Annotated in this window: 19 protein-coding genes; 18 read left to right on the top strand and 1 reads right to left on the bottom strand. The window is 41.5% G+C overall.

Annotated features, from left to right (window positions below):
* Positions 1-131: 131 nt before the first annotated feature.
* From ACX3PZ_RS05150 to ACX3PZ_RS05205, 12 genes are all read left to right on the top strand, one after another.
* On the top strand, positions 132-704 hold the full coding sequence (locus ACX3PZ_RS05150) for a TlpA family protein disulfide reductase (RefSeq protein ID WP_459112079.1): 573 nt from the start codon (positions 132-134) through the stop codon (positions 702-704).
* A 120-nt stretch (positions 705-824) separates the two neighbouring features.
* Positions 825-1451, top strand: a complete 627-nt coding sequence (locus tag ACX3PZ_RS05155; protein WP_459112080.1) for a TlpA family protein disulfide reductase — start codon at positions 825-827, stop codon at positions 1449-1451.
* A gap of 109 nt (positions 1452-1560) precedes the next feature.
* Positions 1561-3234, top strand: a complete 1674-nt coding sequence (locus ACX3PZ_RS05160; RefSeq protein WP_459112081.1) for a DUF6377 domain-containing protein — start codon at positions 1561-1563, stop codon at positions 3232-3234.
* 245 nt (positions 3235-3479) lie between these two features.
* Positions 3480-6296 (top strand): SusC/RagA family TonB-linked outer membrane protein, encoded by a 2817-nt coding sequence (locus ACX3PZ_RS05165; protein WP_459112082.1) that lies wholly within the window; start codon positions 3480-3482, stop codon positions 6294-6296.
* A 12-nt stretch (positions 6297-6308) separates the two neighbouring features.
* Entirely contained in the window at positions 6309-7880 is a 1572-nt protein-coding gene (locus ACX3PZ_RS05170; protein WP_459112083.1) for a RagB/SusD family nutrient uptake outer membrane protein, read from the top strand.
* Between the two features lie 13 nt (positions 7881-7893).
* Positions 7894-9012, top strand: a complete 1119-nt coding sequence (locus ACX3PZ_RS05175; RefSeq protein WP_459112084.1) for a SusE domain-containing protein — start codon at positions 7894-7896, stop codon at positions 9010-9012.
* Between the two features lie 13 nt (positions 9013-9025).
* Complete coding sequence (locus ACX3PZ_RS05180; protein ID WP_459112085.1) at positions 9026-10132, top strand: SusE domain-containing protein; 1107 nt, start codon at positions 9026-9028, stop codon at positions 10130-10132.
* A 35-nt stretch (positions 10133-10167) separates the two neighbouring features.
* Positions 10168-11532: an alpha-amylase family glycosyl hydrolase gene (locus ACX3PZ_RS05185; protein ID WP_459112086.1), complete on the top strand. Its 1365-nt coding sequence runs from the start codon at positions 10168-10170 to the stop codon at positions 11530-11532.
* A gap of 18 nt (positions 11533-11550) precedes the next feature.
* Entirely contained in the window at positions 11551-13530 is a 1980-nt protein-coding gene (locus tag ACX3PZ_RS05190; RefSeq protein ID WP_459112087.1) for a glycoside hydrolase family 97 protein, read from the top strand.
* 287 nt (positions 13531-13817) lie between these two features.
* The gene (locus ACX3PZ_RS05195) at positions 13818-14783 is read left to right on the top strand and encodes a cytochrome P460 family protein (RefSeq protein ID WP_459112088.1); all 966 of its coding nucleotides are present in this window, start codon (positions 13818-13820) and stop codon (positions 14781-14783) included.
* Positions 14784-14788: 5 nt separating this feature from the next.
* Entirely contained in the window at positions 14789-15277 is a 489-nt protein-coding gene (locus ACX3PZ_RS05200) for a hypothetical protein (RefSeq protein ID WP_459112089.1), read from the top strand.
* Positions 15278-15402: 125 nt separating this feature from the next.
* Positions 15403-16497, top strand: a complete 1095-nt coding sequence (locus tag ACX3PZ_RS05205; protein ID WP_459112090.1) for a LytR/AlgR family response regulator transcription factor — start codon at positions 15403-15405, stop codon at positions 16495-16497.
* 167 nt (positions 16498-16664) lie between these two features.
* Here ACX3PZ_RS05205 and ACX3PZ_RS05210 read toward each other — a convergent pair whose 3' ends face one another.
* A complete protein-coding gene (locus ACX3PZ_RS05210) occupies positions 16665-17087 on the bottom strand; it encodes an Lrp/AsnC family transcriptional regulator (protein ID WP_459112091.1) in 423 nt (140 codons plus the stop codon).
* 128 nt (positions 17088-17215) lie between these two features.
* Between ACX3PZ_RS05210 and ACX3PZ_RS05215 the strand changes: the two genes are divergently transcribed.
* From ACX3PZ_RS05215 to ACX3PZ_RS05240, 6 genes are all read left to right on the top strand, one after another.
* Positions 17216-17932 (top strand): sulfite exporter TauE/SafE family protein, encoded by a 717-nt coding sequence (locus tag ACX3PZ_RS05215; protein WP_459112092.1) that lies wholly within the window; start codon positions 17216-17218, stop codon positions 17930-17932.
* A gap of 213 nt (positions 17933-18145) precedes the next feature.
* On the top strand, positions 18146-18571 hold the full coding sequence (locus tag ACX3PZ_RS05220; protein WP_459112093.1) for a hypothetical protein: 426 nt from the start codon (positions 18146-18148) through the stop codon (positions 18569-18571).
* Positions 18572-18712: 141 nt separating this feature from the next.
* Positions 18713-20941, top strand: coding sequence for a DUF4838 domain-containing protein (locus tag ACX3PZ_RS05225; RefSeq protein WP_459112094.1), 2229 nt, complete (start codon positions 18713-18715; stop codon positions 20939-20941).
* 397 nt (positions 20942-21338) lie between these two features.
* The gene (locus ACX3PZ_RS05230; RefSeq protein WP_459112095.1) at positions 21339-22085 is read left to right on the top strand and encodes a sensor histidine kinase; all 747 of its coding nucleotides are present in this window, start codon (positions 21339-21341) and stop codon (positions 22083-22085) included.
* Positions 22086-22100: 15 nt separating this feature from the next.
* Positions 22101-22739 (top strand): response regulator, encoded by a 639-nt coding sequence (locus ACX3PZ_RS05235; protein ID WP_459112096.1) that lies wholly within the window; start codon positions 22101-22103, stop codon positions 22737-22739.
* 322 nt (positions 22740-23061) lie between these two features.
* Positions 23062-23415, top strand: coding sequence for a response regulator transcription factor (locus ACX3PZ_RS05240; RefSeq protein ID WP_459112097.1), 354 nt, complete (start codon positions 23062-23064; stop codon positions 23413-23415).

The following is a 23415-nucleotide window of genomic DNA, read 5'->3' on the forward strand; positions in this document are numbered from 1 at the left end:
TATTCTTATGCAAAGACCTTCTGCGCTATATCCCTTTTTCAAAAGCTTTTTTCAAATTATGTACCCTTCGTTGACAGGGTGCTAAACTCAGTTAATCGGCCTTTTAATCGGCCTTACAATTCAAACAAAGAATGAACTCAATTATACGAAATTTCACTAGTTTACTTTTTATACTATTTGCCACTTTATCTTTTGCTCAAAATACGAGTGTGGGTCCTTCAGCTGATTCCGCGGCTGCCGCAAAAGTGGACACTCAGTCCACAGATGCATCCGAGCCCCCAGCCTACATAACGCCGGATTTAAAGTTTGTGGATTCGAAAGAGTCCATTAGTTCCCTTCGCGATCTGAAAGGAAAAGTGGTCTTTATCAACCTTTGGGCAACTTGGTGTGGACCATGTCTTGTGGAAATGCCTACAATTTATAAGCTAAGACAAACCTTCAAGAACCATGAGGATCTCGTGTTTTTAATGGTAGACGTGGACGGGAAACTGGATAAAGCCAAGGCGTGGATGGACAAGAAAGAGATTGATCTTCCCGTGTACGGAATGGCAAGTCAAATTCCGCTTGAACTTTTTTCAGGTTCAATTCCGACTACTTTTATCGTGGATAAGAAGGGACGTTTTGTTGGAAGGCAAGTGGGCGCTGCGAATTATATGGATCCAGCGCTTATTAAACTCATTAATGAACTCCTAGAAGAAGAGTAGTTTAATGCTACAACCATCCAAGGATAGTAACTTTCCCTTCGTGCCGCATTTTCAGACTGTGAAAACAGTATCTTTCCACACGGAAAAAGTAGCAGAACCCTAACTTAACCAAGCGAAACAATGAACAATCAAGATATCCCTACGGATCCTAAAAAGGACCGAAATAAACTTTGGTCTTTTGTGAAGAAAAATGGATTTACAGTTCTTATGCTAGGCCTGATGGCCGCAATGGTTCTTAGTCCCGACTTTAAAGCCCTAACCATCCGGGGACTTATGCTAACGGGATTATTCAATCCAAAACTAGAAACTAAAGCGCAGGAATCTCAAGAGGTTCCGAGCGTCGAGTTTGCCTTTGCAAATGAGATAGGCGAGGTTCAAACTATTTCCTCTTTAAAAGGAAAAGTGGTCTTTATTAATTTTTGGGCTTCATGGTGTGGGCCGTGCCGAGCTGAATTTCCTTCGATTCAGGCTTTGTACGAGGAGTTTAAAGACAATCCGAATGTGGTCTTTTTGCTGCTCAATGAGGACTCAGATCCTTCACTGGGCACAGACTATTTAGCCAAGGAGCATTTTTCAATGCCCTTTTACCAAACCGTCGGACCGGTTCCAAGCGAGGTGTATAAGGGAGTTTTGCCTACGACTTTGGTCTTGGATAAGGAGGGGAAAAGTGCGCTTCACCATACAGGTTTTGCCAATTACTCCGCCCCGAAGTTTAAAGCTCAGCTTGCAAAGTTGATGGCGGAGTAAGGCTCAGAAGGTCCCCGCGTTTTAATTTTCCTAGAATTAATCTTACCTTCGTTTTTTTCAAGCCCTTTTTGAGGCTTAAAGATCTAAAAAGAAGAAGAAAAGAATACCTATGGGGAAGTTTTCCAGAGTCCTACGTAAGAGACTGTTCACAGGACTGCTAGTCATAGCAATCGCTGCGCAAGGCTATGCCCAATCGAAGCTAGATTCCTTAATCACGGTACTCGACAAAACGATAGAGAACGAAGCCGCTTATATTACTTCTAAATCCGAAGCGATTGAAAAGATTAAGAAGCAGCTTCCCAAAGCAAAGTCTCTTGAAGACCGCTATTTTCTTTATTACAAACTAGGGGAGAACTACCAAGTATTTGTCGCGGATTCGGCGCAGCACTACTCTAATTTAGCCATTGGACTGGCGAGGGAGCTAAACGATTCCTATAAACTGAACCAAAGCCGGATTCTACTCGCAAGCGTAGAGTCCAAGACTGGCATGTTCCCGATTTCTCTAGATATCTTAAAGCAAATTGACCAGAGTGTTATGGATACCAAGCAAAGGATTGAGTATTTAAAAACGCTTTCCGAAGTTTATATCTATTGGATGGAATACCAACAAGGACATGAAACAGAGGGTCTCGTGCAAAGGAGAGAGGAACTAAGAGATTCGTTAATAGCGATTCTTCCTCCTTCTTCCATGGAATACGCGGTGAATTTAGGGACCAAATACATAGAACAGAACCGCCTCGAAGAGGCAGAAGAGATCCTACGAAGGAATTACGAGCCTGGCAAAGAAAACACAAGAGACTATTCGATCTACATGTCCATTCTAGCCTATCTCTATGAGATGAAAGGAGATCGGGAGGCTCAGATGCACAATCTAGCCCTTTCTGCAATCTCCGATGTGAGAGGCTCGATTATGGAGAATTTGTCCCTTCGAACTCTTGCCGTCAAGCTTTATGAAAAGGGCGATTTGCAAAGAGCCAATTTTTACATTAAAAAGAGTCTTAGGGACGCAAACCTTTTCAATGCACGACTTCGAAATTTGCAGGTCTCTCGAATCCTTCCCATTATTGACAAAGCGTATGAAGAAGAAAAACTAGTGCAAGAGCGGAGGTTAAAGACACTTCTTATCGTAGTGACTCTTCTATCGATCGTTTTACTAGGAGCCGCTGTTCTCATTTTCCGCCAGATGAAGAAAGTTTCTCGTTCTCGAAAAGAGGTCACTCTAATCAACGAGAAATTGACCTTACTAAACGAGGCCCTTTCCAAAGCAAATCAAAAGCAGGCGGTCATGAATGAGCATTTGTCTGAGAGTAATCTAGTGAAAGAGCAGTATATCCACAGCTTCTTAGAAATGTGCACCGAATACATCGCCAGACTAGAAAACTTCAAACGAATTGCAGGTGGAAAACTTCGATCCGGGCAGGGCGCTGAACTCTTAAAGATCGTAGAGTCCTCCCAGATGGTCAATGATGAGTTAAAAGAACTCTACCGCAATTTTGACAAAGCCTTCTTGAACGTGTATCCAAATTTCGTGTCTCAGCTCAATGCCCTACTTCGCACCGAGGAAGAGTACGAAGAAAGACAGGATGGAAGTTTAAACCATGAACTACGTGTGTTTGCATTAATTCGTCTGGGAGTTAACGACCAAAATCAGATTGCCACCTTTCTGCATTACTCGGTTCGAACCGTATACAACTACCGGAGCAAAGTCAAAAACAAAGCGCTTAACCCGGAAGCCTTCGAATCCCAAATTCTAGGGATTGGTCTTCAAAATGACACGATTTAAAAGCCAATGTGAACGGAATTTTAACGAATATTAAGAGGCAAAGTTTACTTTGCCTCTAAGTGTTATTTTCCTTATACTATTGAATGTAAGACTTTTAAGGTTTATTTCGTTTTGTAATTCTTTACTTTGGGCATGCGCCAGGTAGAATCGCGCGTACAAATGCTATACTTTTGGACTAGATCGTAAAAGGTCCTTTTCGAAGCTCTTTTTTTCCAGCTTTTGAAAAGCCAAAATCTAAATAGCAGATGAATACAATTTCTAAATTTGAGAGCGATAATTTCCAGCGGATTCCGCTTGCCTTTCACTCGAAGATCGTTTTCCCACTGGTTCTCGTCGTTCTGGGTTCTGGGATTTTAAAAGCCCAAGAAATTCCGAGCGACACCACAGGAAAGGAGCAGCTGATCGAACAGGTGGTCCTTATTGGATACGGAAACGTAAAAAAAGGAGATGAAACCGGAGCTGTGACGGCCATTAAGGCAGATCAAACCACCAAAGGATTTGCTCCCAACGCGCAAGATATGCTGGTGGGGAAAGTAGCCGGAGTTCACATTGTGAGCGAAGGAGGATCCCCAAGTGGCGGATCTGTCATTCGGATCCGAGGGGGCTCCTCTCTTTCCGCAAGCAACGATCCCCTCATTATCGTGGACGGAGTTTCCATTGACAACCAAGGTTTAGGCGGTGCAGGAAACATCCTGAACGCCATTAACCCCACGGATATTGAATCCTTCACCATTTTAAAAGATGCTTCTGCCACGGCCATTTATGGGTCGAGAGCTTCCAATGGAGTGATATTAATTACAACCAAAAAAGGAAGATCAGGCGGACTTCGCCTTACGTTTGATGGAAACATGTCAGTATCCACTCCAAAAGATGGGATCGCCGTCTTAGATGCAGAAGAGTTCCGCTCGTTTATAACTTCGCGTTACGCGAACCAAGGGAACTTTGAGGAAATTCTTTCCAAACTTGGAACTTCCAATACAGACTGGCAAAAGCAAATTTTCCGCACGACTTTTAATTCAGAAAGCAATTTAAGTTTACTAGGCTCGATTGCAGACAAAGTTCCTTTCCGCGCCTCCTTAGGATACACCACACTTAGTGGTACCTTAAAGACATCCGAGATGGAACGCTATACGGGAAGCATCTCGCTTTCACCAAGCCTTTTTGAGGATCATTTGAAAATTAATGTAAATGCCAGAGGCATGAGCATTAAAAATAGGTTTGCCAACCAAGGAGCTATTGGAGCTGCCATTTACATGGATCCTACACAAAGTGTGATGGATCCTACCAGCCCTTTTGGAGGGTACTATTCTTGGAGAGGAAACGATGGGAATCTCATTCAGGTGGCCACCATCAATCCAGTATCTCTACTCACGATGGCTAACGACGAGGCAAGAGTAGATAATTTCATCGGAAATGCGCAGTTTGATTACAAGGTTCACTTTTTACCAGAATTAAAATTGAATTTAAATCTAGGGCTCGATTATTCTAAAAGCGACGGATCAAAATTGATTCCAGCGCTTGCTCCCTCGGATTACTTGTACGGAGGACTCAATTCGTCTTGGGATCAGCAAAGAAGAAACTCAAGTGTGGATTTCTATGCGCAATATGTCAAAGATTTAGGTTTCTTAAACAGTAGGTTTGATTTGATGGGAGGATACTCCTGGCAGCATTACTACCGGGAAGGTAGTAACATCGGACATCGCATTTCAAGATTTGATGAGTTTGGAGATCCCCTTTTAATTAGTACCAATGATTACGCATCCGAAAACTATATTGTATCCTTTTTTGGAAGGCTTAACTATACAATCAACGACAAATACCTGTTCACCTTTACCCTTAGAAACGACGGATCTTCCCGTTTTGCGAAAGAAAACCGATGGGCCTTATTCCCATCCGCGGCCTTTGCTTGGAAGCTAAGTGACGATTTGTTCAAAGACTCCAGCGTCGTTCGTGATCTTAAATTAAGATTAGGCTATGGGGTGACCGGACAACAAGACATTAACCAGGGCGATTATCCTTACTTAGGTACGTACGAGCACAGTGTAGGAAACGAAGCGAGCTACTTGCAAGGCTATAACAACGGAGAGCCGATTTGGGTTTCCCTCCTTAGGCCTTCCGCCTACAATCCCAACTTAAAATGGGAATCGACTGAGACCTATAACATTGGACTTGATTATAGTTTCTTTAATTCTCGTTTAGAAGGTGCGATTGATCTGTATCAAAGAAAAACAAAAGACTTAATTAATGCGGAGACAAAGGTCGCCGCAGGAACCAACTTTAGAGAATTTGTTGCGGCCAACATCGGTACGCTCGAAAACCGTGGAGCTGAGTTTTCCCTAAACAGCAAACCGATCCAAACCGAGAATTTCTCTTGGGATCTTGGCGGAAATATAGCCTACAACGAGAACACAATTACTTCCCTTAGCTACGGAGACGACAAACAAACAATGCGTCGTTATTCTGTAAATGTACATAAGGTAGGATACGCCGCAGGTATGTTCTATTTATACGAACAAATCTATGATCCGAGTGGAAAACCGATCGAAGGGTTTTACAAAGACCAAAACAACGACGGTCTTATAAACGAGAACGATTTAATTACGTACAATAACGCGACGCCCGATTATACCTTTGGGATTAACACCAAATTTAGGTACAAAGCATTTGACCTATCGATGGCTAGCCATGGTTCCATTGGAAACTACAACTACAATTCCATTGCCGCAGGAGCAGGCGCTTTAAGTTCTTCTTCAGTATACGCCAATGAGTTTATCGTAAACCGCGCGAAGAGTAGTCTTTACACCCAGTTTGAAACGAGTCACAACACTTCTAATTACTACGTGGAAAACGCCTCGTTCTGGAGAATTGACAACATCACCTTAGGATGGAATTTCAAAGGCCATCCGGGTGCACACCGAGGAGGTAGAGTCTACGCCGTGGTACAGAACCCGCTCGTAGTGACCGATTATTCCGGACTGGATCCTGAAGTGTTTGGAGGCTATGACGGCAATATTTACCCAAGACCTGTTACCTTCCTTCTAGGTACAAGTATTAATTTTTAAAATCGGACTTAGATGAAAACCTATACATTACTATTCGCCCTTTCTTTCTTATCGCTTGGAATCTTAAGTTCTTGCGTAAGAGATTTGGACACCGAGCCTTTAACGGATTCCATTCTGACCCCAGAGGACGCTTGGGCAGGCGTGGGTTCCTACGAGCAGTTTGCTGCTAAAATCTACGCAGGCTTTTCTCTTTCAGGAAACGAAGGCCCTGCCGGAATGCCCGACATTAACACAGGCGACCAAGGAGAAGCCACCTTTTTGCGCTCGTATTGGAACCTTCAACAGTTAGGAACAGATGAGGTGATGGGCGCTTGGGACAATGAGACCCTAAGAGGTCTACAGTTTAACCAATGGACTTCTAGCAACAGCTTTATCAATCTTAATTATACTAGGATTTACTTGAATATCGCCTACGCGAATGAGTTCCTACGAGAAACCACATCGGAAAAACTTGCCGGTCGTGGAGTGGACTCTGCCCTTGCGAGCAAAGTGGAAGGACTACGAAATGAAGTAAGAGTTCTTCGCGCTATGAGTTATTACTTCTTAATGGATCTGTACGGAAACGTGCCTTTCATTCCTGAAGAATCGGGTGTAGGGGCTTACTTACCGGAACAAAAAGACAGAAATTTCCTATTCACTTTCATCGAATCCGAATTAAAGGCAGTGGAATCTTCCCTTCCTTCCAACGGAAAGATCAACTACGGCAAAATCAATACGGCAACCGCTCAAATGATTCTTGCCAAAATGTATTTAAATGCGGAAGTTTATGTAGGAGAGGCCAAGTACTCAGAAGCAATTTCTGCTTTGAACAAGGTTATCGGGGGAGGCTTTAGCCTAGACCCTAATTACAAAAATATTTTTGTGGCAGACAATGATCTATCCCCTGAAATCATTTATTCTTTTGTCTACGACGGAAGAAGAGCAACCACCTATGGAGGAACGACGTTCCTAATTGCAGGTGCGCTTAAATCGGACATGGATCCCCAAGGAAACTTTGGATTTTCACAGGCTTGGTCAGGAATTCGCTCAAAAGAAACTTTATCCAGCCAATTTGGAGAAAACGACAACCGCGCCCTTTTTTGGAAGCAGGACCGAACCAAAGAAACCACAGAATGGTTTGACTTTGCGCAAGGGTGGTCTGTCACTAAATTCACAAACAAGAAAAAAGACGGATCCGACGGATCCAGCAACGTGTTTGCGGATACCGATTTTCCACTCTTTCGTTTGGGCGATGCGTACCTGATGTACGCAGAAGCCGTCGTGAGAGGGGGAGCAGGAGGAAGCAGGTCCACAGCCCTTGGGTATGTGAATGCCCTTCGTCTACGAGCAAATGCCCCACTCATTGGAGACAGCGGTCTTACTCTTGATTTCTTATTAGATGAAAGATCTAGAGAACTCTATTGGGAAGGACATAGACGACAGGATTTAATCCGATTTGGAAAGTTCACGAAGAATTACGCGTGGCCATGGAAAAATGGAGTATACAGTGGAATTGCTACGATTGACGATAAATTTAAACTGTATCCTCTTCCGTCTCAAGAACTCACCGCCAACCCGAACTTAAAACAAAACCCAGGATACTAAACGAAAAGAAATTATGAAAACGATCCCGCACTTTTTTGCTCCGCTTCTACTTCTCCTAGTCCTACTGGGTTGTCGAGAAGAGTCGCTTCTGACCCTGGATGAGGTCAGTCCAAGTGAGCTTAAGCCTTTGGCGCAATCGGAGTTTACCCTTTCAGAACCTGTAAGCGGACAAAATCCCCTCGTGTTTACAGCGAACTGGAGTGAAACCGTCTTTCGTTTAGGCGAAAGTTCCAATCCTACGCCTGCAGGCCCTGTCCGCTACAATCTTGAAATCGATCGCAAAGGAAACGATTTTGCAAGTCCCAGTGTCCTAGCAGCCACCTCGGATTTGTATGCCCATGTGTTAACCAAAGATTTAAACCAGTTGCTTTTGTCTTCCTTTCAGGCGGACCCCGTAGAGCCCACCGAACTAGAACTTCGAATCGTAGCTTACTATGGAGAAAACCAAGCAAGCCAGGCGATTTCAGCCAACACCCTGGATTTAAAAGTGACCGTCTTTAAACCGGTGGATACGGTTCCTTCTATCTACTTAATAGGAGATATGAACGGTTGGAACAATACGAGTACAGAATTTATCATGTACCGAGATTCCAATGCGGTAAGTGACCATACCTATACCTACACAGGTAGACTGGCCGCAGGTACGTACTTTAAGTTCACACCGGAAGAATCTCTAGGCACCTACAAAGCGTATGTTAGAAAGGACGATTCTACTCTTGCCTACGAAGAGGCAGAAGGCGGAGCCTTCTTCAATGAAGTAGAGCGCTATGTAACCATTACAATCGATACAGAAAGTCTAACCTACAGCATTGTGGACTATAATATTGCAGGCAAACCTACCTTTAGTACGCTAGGTCCTATTGGAGGCTTTACGAACTGGGATAACGAACCGCCAATGACCAAATCTCCTTACGATGCGCACCAATGGAGCGGAACTTTTGATATTTCCGTGGCGACGGCCCTTAAATTCAGAGCGAACAAAGATTGGGTAAACAATTGGGGAGGGAATTCAGAAGACCACCCTTATGGAAAAGCAGTCTTTGATGGACCGGGAGCGGATATTTCCCTTCCTGGAACTTACAAAATCCATTTCAACGATTTGACGGGTCATTACGTGATTTTAAAACAATAAAAAAGTGAAGGACATGAAAAAAATACGCACTCTATTCTTCCTAGTACTGCCCTTACTTGCACTAGTGAGTTGTGAACGTGAATACCATGAAGCGCAAGGCGGAGTAGTTCTTACGGCACCCGAGCTAAATCCCCTTGCAACCAATTCTTGGAGTTTGGAAAGACCTGCAGAAGGGGAGGATCCCCTTGCGGCAAGAGTAAGCTGGAGCAAAGCTAAATTCTCGTTTGAGAACGGGGATTACATCCATGCAGACGACACAAAATATACCCTAGAAATTGACCTTGCAGAAAGTGATTTCTCTAGTCCACTCGTACTTGGAGAAACGCAGGAGCTCTTTTTTGATGTGCATGTGCAAAGTTTAAAAGCCGCCATTGATCAGTTGGTGGGCGAAGAATCGACCGAGGTGCATAACTTTAATCTTCGGGTACGATCGGAATCTTCTCACGGACTAAGCCTTTCGAACCTGGTGGCCGTCTCGATTAAGAGTTATCTACTTGTAGATCCGTTTGTTTCCAATGTCTATTTGATTGGAGATATGAACGGATGGGATCCGTCCAGTACGGACTACGTCCTGTTTAGAAATTCCAATGACTATAGGGATGGTGAGTACACGTATACAGGCTATTTCCCACAGGCGAGCTATTTTAAAATGGTTTCTGAAGAAAATCTAGGGGGCTTCGATAAAATGTACTGCGCGGGAGAAAATGGAGAGTTGACTTTTGGAGATTTAGGCGCTTTTTATGTAGAAGCTGGATACCACACGATCACCATCAATACTCTTGATAAAACTTGGAAGATTGAAAGTTTTGACGGTAGTTCAAAACCGGTTTTCCAAACCCTAGGACCTATCGGAGGCTTTAGCGGATGGGATAACGAACCCCTTATGACTCAAAGTTCCTTTGATCCCCATCAATGGAGACTTGAGTATGAGTTTACAGAATCCACCGCCGTGAAATTCAGAGCAGATCATGATTGGGCAAAAAACTGGGGTGGAAACGATGCAGATCTTCCTTACGGACTTGCGGTCTTTGACGGCCCAGGAGCTTCCCTAAACGAAACAGGCAATTATAAAATTTACTTTAACGATTTAACCGGTCACTATGCTTTAATTAAGCAATAAGACGAGGCCGCATTTCACTATAAAATTGAATGAACATGAACCGATATAAATTATTTTTTCTAAGTCTTGTCCTACTGCTAACCTTCGCAGGTTGCGATCGCAGTTCCGATGCAAAAGGACAAGAGATTGACAATGGACAGGTAAGTCCTGTCTCCATGGACAACAAAGTCATCTACGAGTTAAACGTAAGAAACTATTCTTCACAGGGCTTTAAAGGAGTTGAGAAAGACCTAGCTCGACTGAAAGATTTAGGGATTGACATTATTTGGCTGATGCCGATTCATCCCATTGGCGAAGTGAACCGAAATGGATCGCTTGGAAGTCCATACGCAATTAAGGATTACACCGACGTCAATCCTGAGTTTGGAACCAAAGCAGATTTCAAAGCTTTGGTGGAAGCAGCCCATGCCCAAGGAATGGAAGTTATGCTAGACTGGGTAGCCAACCACACGGCGTGGGATCACCCGTGGGCGAGTGAGCATCCGGATTATTACTCTTACTCCGACACCGGAGAAAGACCTTATTCTCCAGAAGGATGGCTTGACGTGATTGAACTAAACTTTGATAACCCCGCCATGCGTAAAGAAATGATTGATGCGATGAAGTATTGGGTTACGGAATTTGATATTGATGGATACAGATGCGACGCCGTTGTGTTTACCCCAGTGGATTTCTGGGCGGAGGCTAGGGGGGCTATTGATCCCCTAAAAAAAATCACGTGGCTTGCAGAAGGCGACCAGCCGCAATACATGAGCGTATTTGATTACGATTATGCATGGGACTTTGGTGCAAAACTAACGCAGTTTGGTGCGGGAAGTGATGTAGGAATCTTAAAAACGGCCGTACAAGGATTGTTTGATAACCCTGCATACAAGGACAAAGGTAGAATGGTCTATTTGACCAACCACGATGTGAACTCTCACGAGAACACAGAGTTTACTCGATTTGGAGCCAACGTTCTTCCGTTAAGCGTGTTTTATTTTACCGCGTATGACATGCCCCTTATTTACAACGGACAAGAAATCGGAATGAACAAAATGCTTAGTCTTTTCGATTACGATCCGGTGTTATGGGAACCTGCAAATAAGATTTACCTTAATTTATTTAAGGATTTGACTTATCTTCGTCGTACGCATCCTGCGCTAGAAGCCGGTAAAAACCGCGGTGCTATTAAGTTTATTGAGACCAGCGATCCTAAAGTTCTAAGTTACACGAGGACAAGAGGAGACAAGCAAGTTTTTGTGGTCTTGAATTTTGGAGCTGTAGCCTCACAGGTTCAATTTCCAGAAGGAATGCCTAGTGGAGAGTTTACCGATCTGTTTTCAAAAGAAAAAGTATCGTTCCCTAACTCCAAAGGTCTGACCCTTATGGAGAAAGGCTATAGAGTATTTGTAAAGTAAATAATGTAATTCGATATAATGAAGTTAAGACTAAGTGTAGTACTTTTATTAGTATTCTCCATTAGCCTTTCGGCGCAAAAAGTATTTAAACTCTCTTCCCCGGATGGGTCCCTTGAACTTACGTTTCAAGAGAAAAAAGGAGAAGTGTATTATTCCCTTAAAAAAGACCAAAAACCTGTACTTTCTCGTTCAAAGCTGGGCTTTGACTTGAAAGAAGGAGAGCTATCCGAGAATTTTAAAATTGTGGGTACGAAAACTTCGTCTAAAGATGAGACATGGTCTCAAGTCTGGGGCGAGGAGATTGACGTAAGAAATCATTACAATGAACTCTTTGCAGAGCTGAAACAGAAGAAGGGAGAGAAGTATTCTCTCAATCTTCGTTTCCGAGTCTTTAACGACGGGATCGGATTTCGCTATGAGTTTCCAAAGCAGGCCAATTTATCGAAGTTTACGATCGTGGATGAATCCACGGAGTTTAACTTTCCAAGCGAAGCGAAAACTTGGTCTCTTTCGCATAAAGCGGAGTTCTACGAAGGACTTTATCGTGAAATGCCGCTTTCAAAGTTAGACACAGTCAAAACGCCGCTAACTCTTGAAACGAAAGAGGGGTTATTTCTAGCTGTGCACGAAGCAAACCTAACGGAATTTGCTTCCCTTAATCTGTTCCCGATGGAGGGGAATTCCACCCATTTGAAAGCTTATTTGACTCCTTGGTCCAATGGGGATAAAGTGTACGCAGAAACGCCCTCCGTGTCGCCATGGAGAACACTCATCGTGGCAAAGTCTGCAGGAGATTTAATGCTATCCAGACTTATGCTCAATCTCAACGAGCCTACCCAAATTAAGGACACCTCGTGGATCAAACCCGGCCGCTACATCGGAATCTGGTGGGGAATGCATATGAAAACCAATACTTGGGACATGGGTCCAACCCATGGCGCAGAAACAAGCAATGTACTTAAGTACATAGATTTTGCAGCTAAGCATAACTTCGCAGGCGTTCTTGTAGAAGGATGGAACAAAGGATGGGAAGACTGGAAAAGCTTTGAGTTTTCTACCCCTTACCCTGATTTTGATATCAAGAAAATTACCGACTACGGAAAGGCCAAGGGAGTTCAACTCATTGGCCATCATGAGACCGGAGGAAGCACGATTAACTACGAAAAGCAAATGGACGCCGCATTCGACTTCTACAATAAGTATGGAGTCGATGTGGTGAAAACAGGCTATGTGGGAGGAGTCCTTGATGGAAAAGAAAACCACGGAAGTCAGTACGGAGTGAGACATTACCGAAAAGTAATTGAAAATGCAGCTAAACACAAGATCATGATTGATAACCATGAACCGGCTATGCCTACGGGGCTGCAAAGAACTTTTCCAAATTTAATGACACAAGAAGGAGTTCGCGGTCAAGAATGGGACGCTTGGTCCAAGGACGGTGGAAATCCACCTAACCATACGACCATTATACCGTTTACTAGAGGACTCGCGGGTCCAATGGACTTTACCCCCGGTACCTTTAATTTCAATAATCCTGTGATTCCAGGGACGCGAGTATGGACTACACTCGCAAAACAGCTTGCCTTGTCCGTAATTATTTATAGTCCCCTTCAAATGGCCTCAGATGAGATTGAAAACTATGAAAACAAACCTGAATTTGAATTCATTACTAAAGTGCCAACCACCTTTTCTAAAACGGTAGTACCTGCGGCTGAAATTGGGCAGTTTGTGACCATTGCAAGAAGAGACGTAAACGGAAAGGATTGGTACATCGGAAGTATTACCAATGAAAAACCAAGAGATATAAAGATCGCTTTCGATTTCCTTGAAAAAGGAGCAAGCTACAAAGCCAAGATCTTTAGAGACGGACCTGGAGCGGATTACAAAACGAATCCTTATCCGGTCGTAATTGAAGAGAAAATAGTATTTGATAAGGATATCCTAGAGTTCCACCTTGCCCCAGGCGGTGGACTAGGTATCCTATTAGTAAAGCAATAAAAGTAAAGTTTAAGGATTACCACATTGCGGCCACTCTAGAAATAGTGTGGCTTTTTTGGTGCGGATAGGCTCCGGGTTAAAAGTATTTTGGACTTGAAGCTATAGAACTTGATCCAAGTTTTGATCGCAAATTTTACGTCGAAGGGTTGAGCTTTTTTGAATTGGACTAATCTACTTTCACATTCAAGTCCCTTTTTTCCCTTTTAGTCCCCTGCTTTTCCTGCTCACAGACTATTTGTTGAGTGGTTTAGCGCAAACTTCTAATTTTGCCTTTAAATAATTGAGTTATGAAAAAGGTTAAGATATTTATTCTTCCTGCCTTAGTACTGGTTTTAGTGCTAATCCAATTTTGGCCTGTAGAAAAGACGTATGAAGGGGAGAAAAAGACACAATTGGATTTGCCAAAACCGGTAGTGTCCATCCTTCGAAATTCTTGTTTCGATTGTCATTCCAATGAATCAAAATTGAAGTGGTACGATAAAATAGCACCCGCAAGTTGGATTGTAAATTCAGATATAGTGCAAGGCCGAGCCGCACTTAATTTTTCTGATTGGGATCAGTTGCCTGCTAAAAAGCAGAATGCTAAATTCTATTACGCCATCAATAAAATTCTAGCAAAGGAAATGCCGCTAAAATCCTATGCTTTACTTCATGGCAATTCCCTTAGTGAGAACGATGTAGAAATCTTAAAGGATTTTGCAACGTTAAGGACCCCCCGGAAAATTGCAGATGAGGCGCAAATTCTAGCGGCAAGCAACGTAGAAGAGTTTCTATTGAATGCAGAGAATAAGCTTAATTATTCTGAGGTTGCAGACTCTCCAAACGGGATCCCATACATTCCGGATTATAAGAATTGGAAAGTGATTAGCACGACCGACCGTTTTGATAACGGCACGATGCGTATTATCTATGGAAACGACATCGCGATCGAAGCAATTAGAAACCAAACAATTAATCCATGGCCTGACGGAAGCATCCTTGCAAAGGTCGCCTGGAAAGAGCAAATGGACGGCGAGGGAAATATTAATACCGGAGAGTTCCTACAAGTGGAGTATATGATCAAAGACAAGAAAAAGTATGCAGACACGAAAGGATGGGGCTGGGCAAGATGGCGTGGCAAGGAGCTCAAACCTTATGGGGAGTCCGCTTCCTTTGCGAAAGAGTGTGTAAGCTGCCATATCCCGGTGAAATCAAACGATTACGTTTTCACTGTCCCATTTAAATTCACAACACCACCCATTTCTAAACAATAAATCTTATGAAAAGTTTTCTAAATCTACTAGTTTTCAGTTTTTTAGTGAGCGCCTGTACGCAAAACACTTCTCATTTTAAAGAAGGTTCTATTTCGAAGGCCGACCCTTTTGAGATAAATCCACTAGAGCAGATTGCAATTACGTCTTCAATCCAGAGTAAGCAAAAAACCATGTCTACTTTATACGGTAATGAAATTGCCGCAAACTATGCTTGGACTGGCAGTGGTAAGGAGTACCCGAGTGAGGCCATTTTGTACCAAGTTACTTGGGGCCAAAAGGAAGATTCAGTCTGGTTCGGAGCTTTGATTCCCGCAGATATAAAATCGGTTGAAATCATCAAGTTTCACCAAGAGGATGAAGGGGATGAAACGGAGGGAAGAAGGTTGGAGTATAAAAAATATGAAGGATCCCCTTTAGCATTAGCGACCGAATCTAAAGACAAAGAAGAGCGAATTCAATACATACTAAACCAAAACATTGCGAGGGTTCCTTAAAGGTAAAGAGCAATTCTATGCGTTCAGATTTGAATTTGATTCGAATCTTTACTCAATTAATCTTCTTTGCTTTTGGCGGTAAACCTTAATTCCTAATATCTTTGAAGAAATAAGTCAAAAGCCTTATGAAAAAAGATAGACTGTATTTGTGGAGTTTGCTAGCCCTGAGTTTGATTGTATTTTTAATTGGATACGTGAGTATAAACTATCTCATTAAATTAAGTACGGAGGAATTTTTATCGATTCAAATTGAATCTAGTAAGCGAGAGGCGAAAGAAATGGCTCGGTTGGTTTCGACTCAAATCGAGGCAGGAGCCTCGAATGAAACCATAATAAGCAATGTGCAAAAAAGCATTGAAGATACGGAGTCGGAGGCAGGCTTTCTATGTATGTTTGATGCCAATGGGAAAGAGGTGTGCCACCCCAACCCAAGCAAGATTGGAGAAATTGTAAAACCTTCAGAATCTTTCGTCTCTGTCGGGAATGGACTTAGTAAGCTGGATTTTTATCATTTGCTAAACGATAAAAAAGAAGGGGGCGGAATTAGAGATTTTGAAAATTCACCCAGGAAGTCAGAAATCATTTATTTGTACCCTGTCAAGAACTCAGAATTTATAATGGCAGCGCATGCAAACTTAGATCTATTGCATCAGCAGATAAGTACACTGAAACGAAATTTCTTCATGGTATACGGCGGCACCAGTTTACTTATGGTTTTGCTATCCTTGTTTTCTGTACGTTTAATAGGAAGTAGTTATGAAAAGGAATTAGAGTCGAGAAATGAAAAGCTTTCACAAGAGGTTGTGACGCTTTCCAAATTAAATAAAGATATAGAACTATACAGGGAAAAGTTGATTAAAGATCCTGTGGATCCGCATTCAAGCAAGAATCGAATTCTTACCAATAAAGCAGATCAATTGGTGCCACTGGAAGTGAGTGAAATTGGTTTCATTTTCACGGATCATTCCATTACCTATATTAGCACTTTAGACGGTCGTAGTTTTACGAGTAACAGTAGCTTAGAGGAACTTTTAAAAACCTTAGATTCTCGAATGTTCTTTCGGGCAAACCGAAGGTTTATCATTTCCGTCAACGGAATTGAAAAAGTAATAAAATACGGGAACAGTCAATTGAAAATTGAGATGCGTCCTTCCTGTCAGGAGGAAATCCTGATTAGTAAGAACAAAGCGGCTGAATTTAAGCAGTGGCTCGGCAGTTAACGGCTTTTGTACAAAATTACGAATAGGAGTAAGCGTCCTTGCTACCTTCTTGTCTGGAGGGTAGAGGATTGATTGGATGATGGTCTCAGTACTTAGTGGATTGCTAATTAAGTGGATTAGCAAGAACGAATTATGGCACTACGCGGGTACGATAAATCATTCGGACGCTAAATTTCATTCTTGATTTCAGAAAGGATGAGGTGGGTCGTAGGGGAGCCGAACTCCGTAAGCTTGTCAATGAAATGCTGCAGATGCAGTTGATCTCGTAGAACCACTTGCATGTGCATATTGTAAGGGCCTGTAATTCGATACACTTTCAGTACTTCTGGGTACGTCGCAATTTCTGAGATCGTTTTCTGAAGCTTTCCGTCAAATAGTTTGAGCATGATAAAGACTTCGAGACCATTACCCAGTGCAGCTTGGTCTAGCTCCACTGCGTAGGCTTTAATAACTTTATTTTCTTCAAGTTTTTGAATTCTTTCCCGAACAGAAGAAGGGGAGAGTCCGACGTTTCTACCAATTTCGGCAAAGGTAGATCTGGCATTTTTGCTCAAAATGGCGATTATTTTGCAATCAAATGTATCTAGCATGGATTCAATGTTTGAATTAGCTAAATTACATATTTTAAATGGATTAGTAATCTTTATTCCGTTTAATCGATTTTGATTTTGCGCACTTGCAATTTAATTTTACACAGATAAATTTCAACTCAAAATCAATGGATATTCAAGTATTTCTAATTTTAATTGTTGGCGTATTTGCAGGGTTTTACGTACAGACCATAGTAGGTTTTGCAGGTTCCTTAATCGCACTTCCGATTCTTTTATTTAAGCTACCACTTCACGATGCAGTCTGCTACATCTCCCTCTTTTATATGGTATCAAGCTTTTTGCTTTTAACCAAAGAATGGAAGAATATGGATAAGTCTATTCTGTTACAGCTTACCCTTTCTACAGTCCTAGGAGTCGTGATCGGAATTGCAGTGCTGACCTTTACAGAGCCCCTGCTTTTGAAAACTGCCCTAGGCATTTTTATTTTACTCTATGTCGTGTATATAACCGTAGGAAAGAAAAAGATTAAACTAGGCAAAATCGGAGTGTACATGTTCGGACTTTTTGCAGGATTCTTTTCAGGTGTGTTTTCTGCGGGAGGTCCCCTTCATGTCGTTTGCTTGGAAAACTCAGTCAAAGAAATCAAAGCCTTTAGAGCTACCATGATTGGACTCTCTGCGGTTACAACCGTGACTAGAATTCCAGCCTTGGCAATCAGCGGAATCTTAACGACTACCCATCTTCGAATGACTCTTTTTGTTTTGCCTATATTTCTGTTTGCGCAGTTTTTAGGCAAACGAACCTACTCTAGAATTCCCGAACTTTTCTTTCGCAGAATGCTGACGATTCTGCTTTGTATTTCAGGAGTTTTACTTGTGGTTTGAAATTCGACCACATGCGATGGTTACGAAGCGATGAGTTTTGAGAGAAATTGAATGTTTATAAGGGTTTTACTGAATAATGATTATTTTTTTTGCTATTTATCAACTATTTATTGAATTGATATGAGAATTTGGTGTAACTTTATCATCGATTTTAAATGTCGGGTCTTGATGCTGTGTTTGTATTAAACTAAATATTAATTAAACTATATACACATGAAAACTACAATTACTTTACTATTTTTATTTGTTTTTTCGTCATTTATCACCGCTCAAAAAATGGTGGATGGCCCCTACACTGTGAAACTTTCTGAGCAGGACACACGGGAATGGGACCATAAAACGGAATACCAAACCATCCGCTTTAAGCAGACTACGGGTGAATATATCCTTTATAAAGAGTCAGAAAAAATTGCTGCAGGCAGCTTTACACTACAGACTGTGAATGATAAAGATCCCGAGTTAAATTTTAACACAGGATCTTTAACGATTGGGAATAGCTTGGTTTATGATCGCGCGAAGAAAAGATTTAATTATAATGACACTATGTATATACCCAAACGAGTTGATACGGCGGAGAATATTATATTAAGTGGAATTTTAATTGTCGCAAAGGTGAAAAAGTTTAACGTGGAAGACTAACGCTATCTGGCAGCGAACCACATTAAGTGACCGCAAACTTTGTATGTATTACAAAAAAAAATAAAAGTATTTAAGAATTTAGTCGCCGCCTATTTTGGAAACTATTAATTTTGAAACTATTAAATCTTTGTTATCCAATAGATGAAGTTTCGACTGTTTCTAATATTTCTCTTTCTTAATGCTATGGCGCAGGCAGCACAACATTTTGAATCCACGGTACTCGCTACCAATGGATATTCTGACTATCGGATTTACCATCAGCCCAATGCATCGTGGGCGGAAAAGGAGTGTGCTGAGATTTTAAGATCCTATTTTAAAAGGGTGACCGATGTCGATCTTCCTGTTCAAACTGAACTGACTCCTGAATATTGGTCGATCATTCTAAAAATATCACCTTCCAGTAGGAAGCGCAAGTCAAGTTTAAATGATGATTTTGAAATTAGAAATGAGGCTCGAAATTTAATTATTTCAGCATCCACAAGTGAAGGGCTTTACAATGCGACTTATCAGTTTATTGAGTCCGTACTGGGGTGCAAAAAATGGGCGCCAAATGAAGAGGCCTTCTGTCCAAAAAATCAAAATTTGGTTCTTGATTTACCCTTTCAGTTCAAATCTCAGAGAGCCTTTGTTTACCGTGAAGTCTATGGGCTAGCCAACCTAGACAAAGAATACCTTAGATGGCATCAGCTTGATAACTTGAATGAAAATTGGCTACTCTGGGGACATTCCTTTGAAAACCTAGTTCCTTCGTCACTTTTTGAGCGGCACCCAGAATATTTCGCGTATTTTGAAGGAAAGAGGACGCCAAAACAATTGTGCTTAACCAATGAAGCCGTTTTTGAGCTCAGCAAGGAAAAGATTAGAGCTCTTCTTAAACTGCATCCTGCGTCAAAATACATTTCAGTGAGTCCCAATGACACAGGCGAGTATTGTCAATGCGAAACCTGCTCCATCGTTTCAAAAAAAGAAGGAGGTCCTCAAGGACCACTCATTCAATTTGTCAACCGGATTGCGAAAAGATTCCCAGAGTATAAAATAGCGACCATTGCTTATCAACAATATAGAAACGCACCGCTTAAAACGAGGCCTGCAAAAAATGTGGTCGTTTTAGTCAGCACAATAGAAGTAAATCAAAACCAACCTATCGAAATAGATCCATCTGCTGAAAACTTCCGAAAGACAATAAATGACTGGCTAAATCGTTCCCCACAAGTATGGATTTGGGATTATTATGCTCAATTTACAAACTATTTAGCCCCATTCCCCGACTATTCGAATTTAGGTCCAAATGTAGCCTATTATCATGCGCAAGGCGTCAAGGGAGTCTTTGCTCAAATGGCTGAGCACCATTACAGTGACCTTAGTGAACTTAAAAGTTATCTATTGGCGAAGTCGCTTTCGAATCCTCTTATTGATATTCAAAAATTAACCTCTGAATTTTTGAATGGGTACTATGGCCCCAATGCGCAAATAGTAGAACAATACATTGTAGGTCTCCTAGAGAAGGTCAAGGAAAGTGAGGCCAGACTAGATGTCTATGGCAGCCCGGTCTTGGCTCGAAAGTCTTTCTTACCTTCTCCATTCTTAGAATCCAACCGGAAGAAATTAGAAAATGCCCTTGCTGACACCCAGGAGGATCTCTACCGTAACCGCATGGAACGCTTATTGTTATCCACTCTTTACGCGCAATTACAACAGGCAAGACAACTTGGATATCAGCCCTACGGGATCTATCAAGAAGAGGAAGGAAAAGTTCATATTAGTCCCCAAATCAGAAAAGATGTCTCCCGATTTTTTCAAATACTAGACAAAAATAAAATCACGCAATTGGCGGAATATGGGCTCAGTGCTTCGCAGTACAAAAAGGAGTGGAATTCCCTGCTGAGTCTTCCACCCCAAACAAATAAGGCGAGGGGAATCATTCCAAAGTTTAAGACGAATTGGATTCCCGATTACCCTGCAGTCGCGCAGTGGACACTAACGGATGGAATGCACGGGTTTCTTGATTTTAGTTACAACTGGCTCCTATTCGAGCAGTCCGTAGAGTTTACAATGGATGTGGCTGCAATTAAGCCTATAAATTCAATTTCAGTCCGCTTTCTTGAAGATCCAAATCATTGGATTTATTTACCGTCAACAATTGAAATCTGGACCTCCCAAAATGGGATTGATTACAAATTGGCAGCAAAAGAAAGTCATATACAGGGGAGCGAGAAACAGGAAAGACAGATGAAATCCTTTCAATTTAGCATCGGTGAAGATTTTAGCTACATAAAACTTAAGGCATCCACAGCGGATAATTTATCTTTAAAAAAGAGCATCGTGGATAAAAAACCAATCCTTGCCCTTGATGAAATATTTATACAGTAAAAAACGATAACCCTTGAAGGGTATTATTTAAATATAGATTTTGCATCCCTCTATTTGTCGGGAGGGATTCACAGTTATATCATTCATTTTGCTACCTTTGATAATCGACTTCTTCATTGCATGCGTAATTTAGAGGATCAAAACAAAATAACCCTAAAATTAAACTATGGTTCCACTCTTTGTTGTTGGATTACTTGCCCTTATTTGGCTCCTACCTGTTTTTGCGATTTGGGGTTCAAAGCGAACCCGTGGAAATGAAAAGCTAGCCTGGATTCTTGCGGTCATTTTTGTTTCCTGGTTTGCTTGGATCTTCTATCTATTATTGGCGCCAATATCTCGAAGACAAGTTCGATAAGATTTTAAATAAGTATCCACTAAATACGTATCACACGAACCAATGAACTCACAAACAGTAGACGAACTTAAAGAGAAGATCAGCAAACTAGAGAAGAAAGTCGAGGAGGTAGAAACAGCAAATAAGAACAATAAAGCTTGGATATCTTTGCTTTCACATGATTTTAGAGGGTTTTTCGCCAACCTAACCTGGCTTTCAAATTTGTATGAAAATAAAACGATTCCTCTCGAGGCATTTGTCGATTTGATCCCCGAATTGGATCAAAATGCACAAAAGAATTTAACGGCTTTAGAGGATACTTTCTTAGCTTTAAAATTATTGATTGAAAAAGAATCGGTAGGGAAAGATTCCATTTCGCTAGTAGATAGCTTTGCGAGGCTTAAAGCCTTTTTTAAGGAGCCGCTTTTAAAGAAAGAACTTAGTTTCACGTTCGTGGGAGATCAGGATTGCAGCGTTATTGGGAACGAGGTGATTCTTAGTAGTGTCCTACGAAAAGTGGTGGACAATGCCATCAAGTATTCTTTTCGAGGAGGAAAGATTTATTTTCATGTAGAAAATACGAAGGATAACCGATGTCAAGTTCGAATACAGGATTTCGGAAGCGGGATTGATGAGCATACCCTTGGTCAAGTGTTTTCTTTTGATGTGGTTTCTGCAAGAGGAACGGACGGAGAAATTGGAGCTGGCATTGGATTGGTATTAGTAAAGGAAGCTTTACATACCATAGGAGGAGAGGTTTCCATCGAGTCCACGAAGGACCAAGGCACCGAGGTAAAGATAACTTTGTAAATATTTTTTTTCGCTATGAAGTCACTTACGATCTTAATCGCAGATGATCATAATATTATTCACTTAGGATTAGCGAGCGTAATCAATAAAATATGTCCGGAGGCAAAAGTTCGCCATGCGATTGATTTCCCGTCCGTTCTAGATTTGGTTCGAGAGCATCCTTTTGATTTAATCATTATGGACGTGAATATGCCTAGTGGTAACTTCCAATCCACACTTTCACACGTAAAACAAATTCAGCCGCAAGTGAAAGTTCTGGCTTTTTCTTCTGCAGATGAATCTCTCTTTGCACCTCGTTTTATTAAGCAAGGAGCCGATGGATATTTGAATAAACTCTCTTCAGAATCTGAACTGATGGCCGCCATTGAAAGTATGCTAGATTCAGGCACCTATTTCAGCCCTAAGGTGAAAGACATACTAATTCAGGATTCTATAAGTGCAGGAAACAGCTATAAGAACCCTTTGGACGTTTTGACGGATCGAGAACTTGAAATAGCCACGCTCTTAATTAATGGGGACTCGCTAAAGACTATCCATGAGAAGCTATTCATCCATGTTTCCACAATTAGCACCCATAAAACCCGAATTTTCAATAAATTATCCATTTCTAAACTGCCGGAACTTATCGATATTTTTAGGCTATACAATTCCTAGTTCCCTAATTCCAAATAAAGCAGCAGTCTGCAATATAATTACGCACGATTCATTTCGTGATCCAAGTCTTGCGTTTGTCCCCAAGGGGAACGCACTTAGCACTAGGAAAAATTCGCATTTTTGAATTCCTTTTTTTCCTTTTCCTTGTCGGATTTCTTTTTTGTAGTCAAAACCTTCTTCTTGTAGTAAATTTACTAAGGCAACTTAAAGATTGTACTACAAGGGTTTACGGCTTAATGAAATATCTTTGAGCCAGTAAGTTAAAATTCCATCGTAAGAAATTTACGTTAGGAAAATCAACTTATTGATCAAATGATGCTCTATGAAAAAAATATTAATAATTGAAGACGATCCCATTCTGCTAAGTACGATCAGTGCTATTCTAAATGTCCGTGGCTATGAAACTACGCTTGCTAAAAACGGGAAGGAAGGAATGGAAATGATTTCTAAGAATAAGTATGATTTGGTGCTCACCGATCTTATGCTTCCGCACTCTAATGGACTTGAGATTATTTCACTGCTAAATCAGGAAAAAGAGAAGACTCCTGTCATTATTATTTCGTCCACACATACGGAAGATGCGATCATGGATGGATTTAGCATCGGGGCGGATGATTATATCCGAAAGCCCTTCACGCCTTCTGAACTTATTTTAAGAATTTCACGTTTAATCTAA

The sequence above is a fragment of the Chryseobacterium sp. A321 genome (genome assembly GCF_054489265.1).

Excerpts from the sequence above, each read along its gene's own strand:
- ACX3PZ_RS05150 (WP_459112079.1), top strand. The coding sequence starts at position 132 with ATGAACTCAATTATACGAAATTTCACTAGTTTACTTTTTATACTATTT.
- ACX3PZ_RS05155 (WP_459112080.1), top strand. The coding sequence starts at position 825 with ATGAACAATCAAGATATCCCTACGGATCCTAAAAAGGACCGAAATAAA.
- ACX3PZ_RS05160 (WP_459112081.1), top strand. The coding sequence starts at position 1,561 with ATGGGGAAGTTTTCCAGAGTCCTACGTAAGAGACTGTTCACAGGACTG.
- ACX3PZ_RS05165 (WP_459112082.1), top strand. The coding sequence starts at position 3,480 with ATGAATACAATTTCTAAATTTGAGAGCGATAATTTCCAGCGGATTCCG.
- ACX3PZ_RS05170 (WP_459112083.1), top strand. The coding sequence starts at position 6,309 with ATGAAAACCTATACATTACTATTCGCCCTTTCTTTCTTATCGCTTGGA.
- ACX3PZ_RS05175 (WP_459112084.1), top strand. The coding sequence starts at position 7,894 with ATGAAAACGATCCCGCACTTTTTTGCTCCGCTTCTACTTCTCCTAGTC.
- ACX3PZ_RS05180 (WP_459112085.1), top strand. The coding sequence starts at position 9,026 with ATGAAAAAAATACGCACTCTATTCTTCCTAGTACTGCCCTTACTTGCA.
- ACX3PZ_RS05185 (WP_459112086.1), top strand. The coding sequence starts at position 10,168 with ATGAACCGATATAAATTATTTTTTCTAAGTCTTGTCCTACTGCTAACC.
- ACX3PZ_RS05190 (WP_459112087.1), top strand. The coding sequence starts at position 11,551 with ATGAAGTTAAGACTAAGTGTAGTACTTTTATTAGTATTCTCCATTAGC.
- ACX3PZ_RS05195 (WP_459112088.1), top strand. The coding sequence starts at position 13,818 with ATGAAAAAGGTTAAGATATTTATTCTTCCTGCCTTAGTACTGGTTTTA.
- ACX3PZ_RS05200 (WP_459112089.1), top strand. The coding sequence starts at position 14,789 with ATGAAAAGTTTTCTAAATCTACTAGTTTTCAGTTTTTTAGTGAGCGCC.
- ACX3PZ_RS05205 (WP_459112090.1), top strand. The coding sequence starts at position 15,403 with ATGAAAAAAGATAGACTGTATTTGTGGAGTTTGCTAGCCCTGAGTTTG.
- ACX3PZ_RS05210 (WP_459112091.1), bottom strand. The coding sequence starts at position 17,087 with ATGCTAGATACATTTGATTGCAAAATAATCGCCATTTTGAGCAAAAAT.
- ACX3PZ_RS05215 (WP_459112092.1), top strand. The coding sequence starts at position 17,216 with ATGGATATTCAAGTATTTCTAATTTTAATTGTTGGCGTATTTGCAGGG.
- ACX3PZ_RS05220 (WP_459112093.1), top strand. The coding sequence starts at position 18,146 with ATGAAAACTACAATTACTTTACTATTTTTATTTGTTTTTTCGTCATTT.
- ACX3PZ_RS05225 (WP_459112094.1), top strand. The coding sequence starts at position 18,713 with ATGAAGTTTCGACTGTTTCTAATATTTCTCTTTCTTAATGCTATGGCG.
- ACX3PZ_RS05230 (WP_459112095.1), top strand. The coding sequence starts at position 21,339 with ATGAACTCACAAACAGTAGACGAACTTAAAGAGAAGATCAGCAAACTA.
- ACX3PZ_RS05235 (WP_459112096.1), top strand. The coding sequence starts at position 22,101 with ATGAAGTCACTTACGATCTTAATCGCAGATGATCATAATATTATTCAC.
- ACX3PZ_RS05240 (WP_459112097.1), top strand. The coding sequence starts at position 23,062 with ATGAAAAAAATATTAATAATTGAAGACGATCCCATTCTGCTAAGTACG.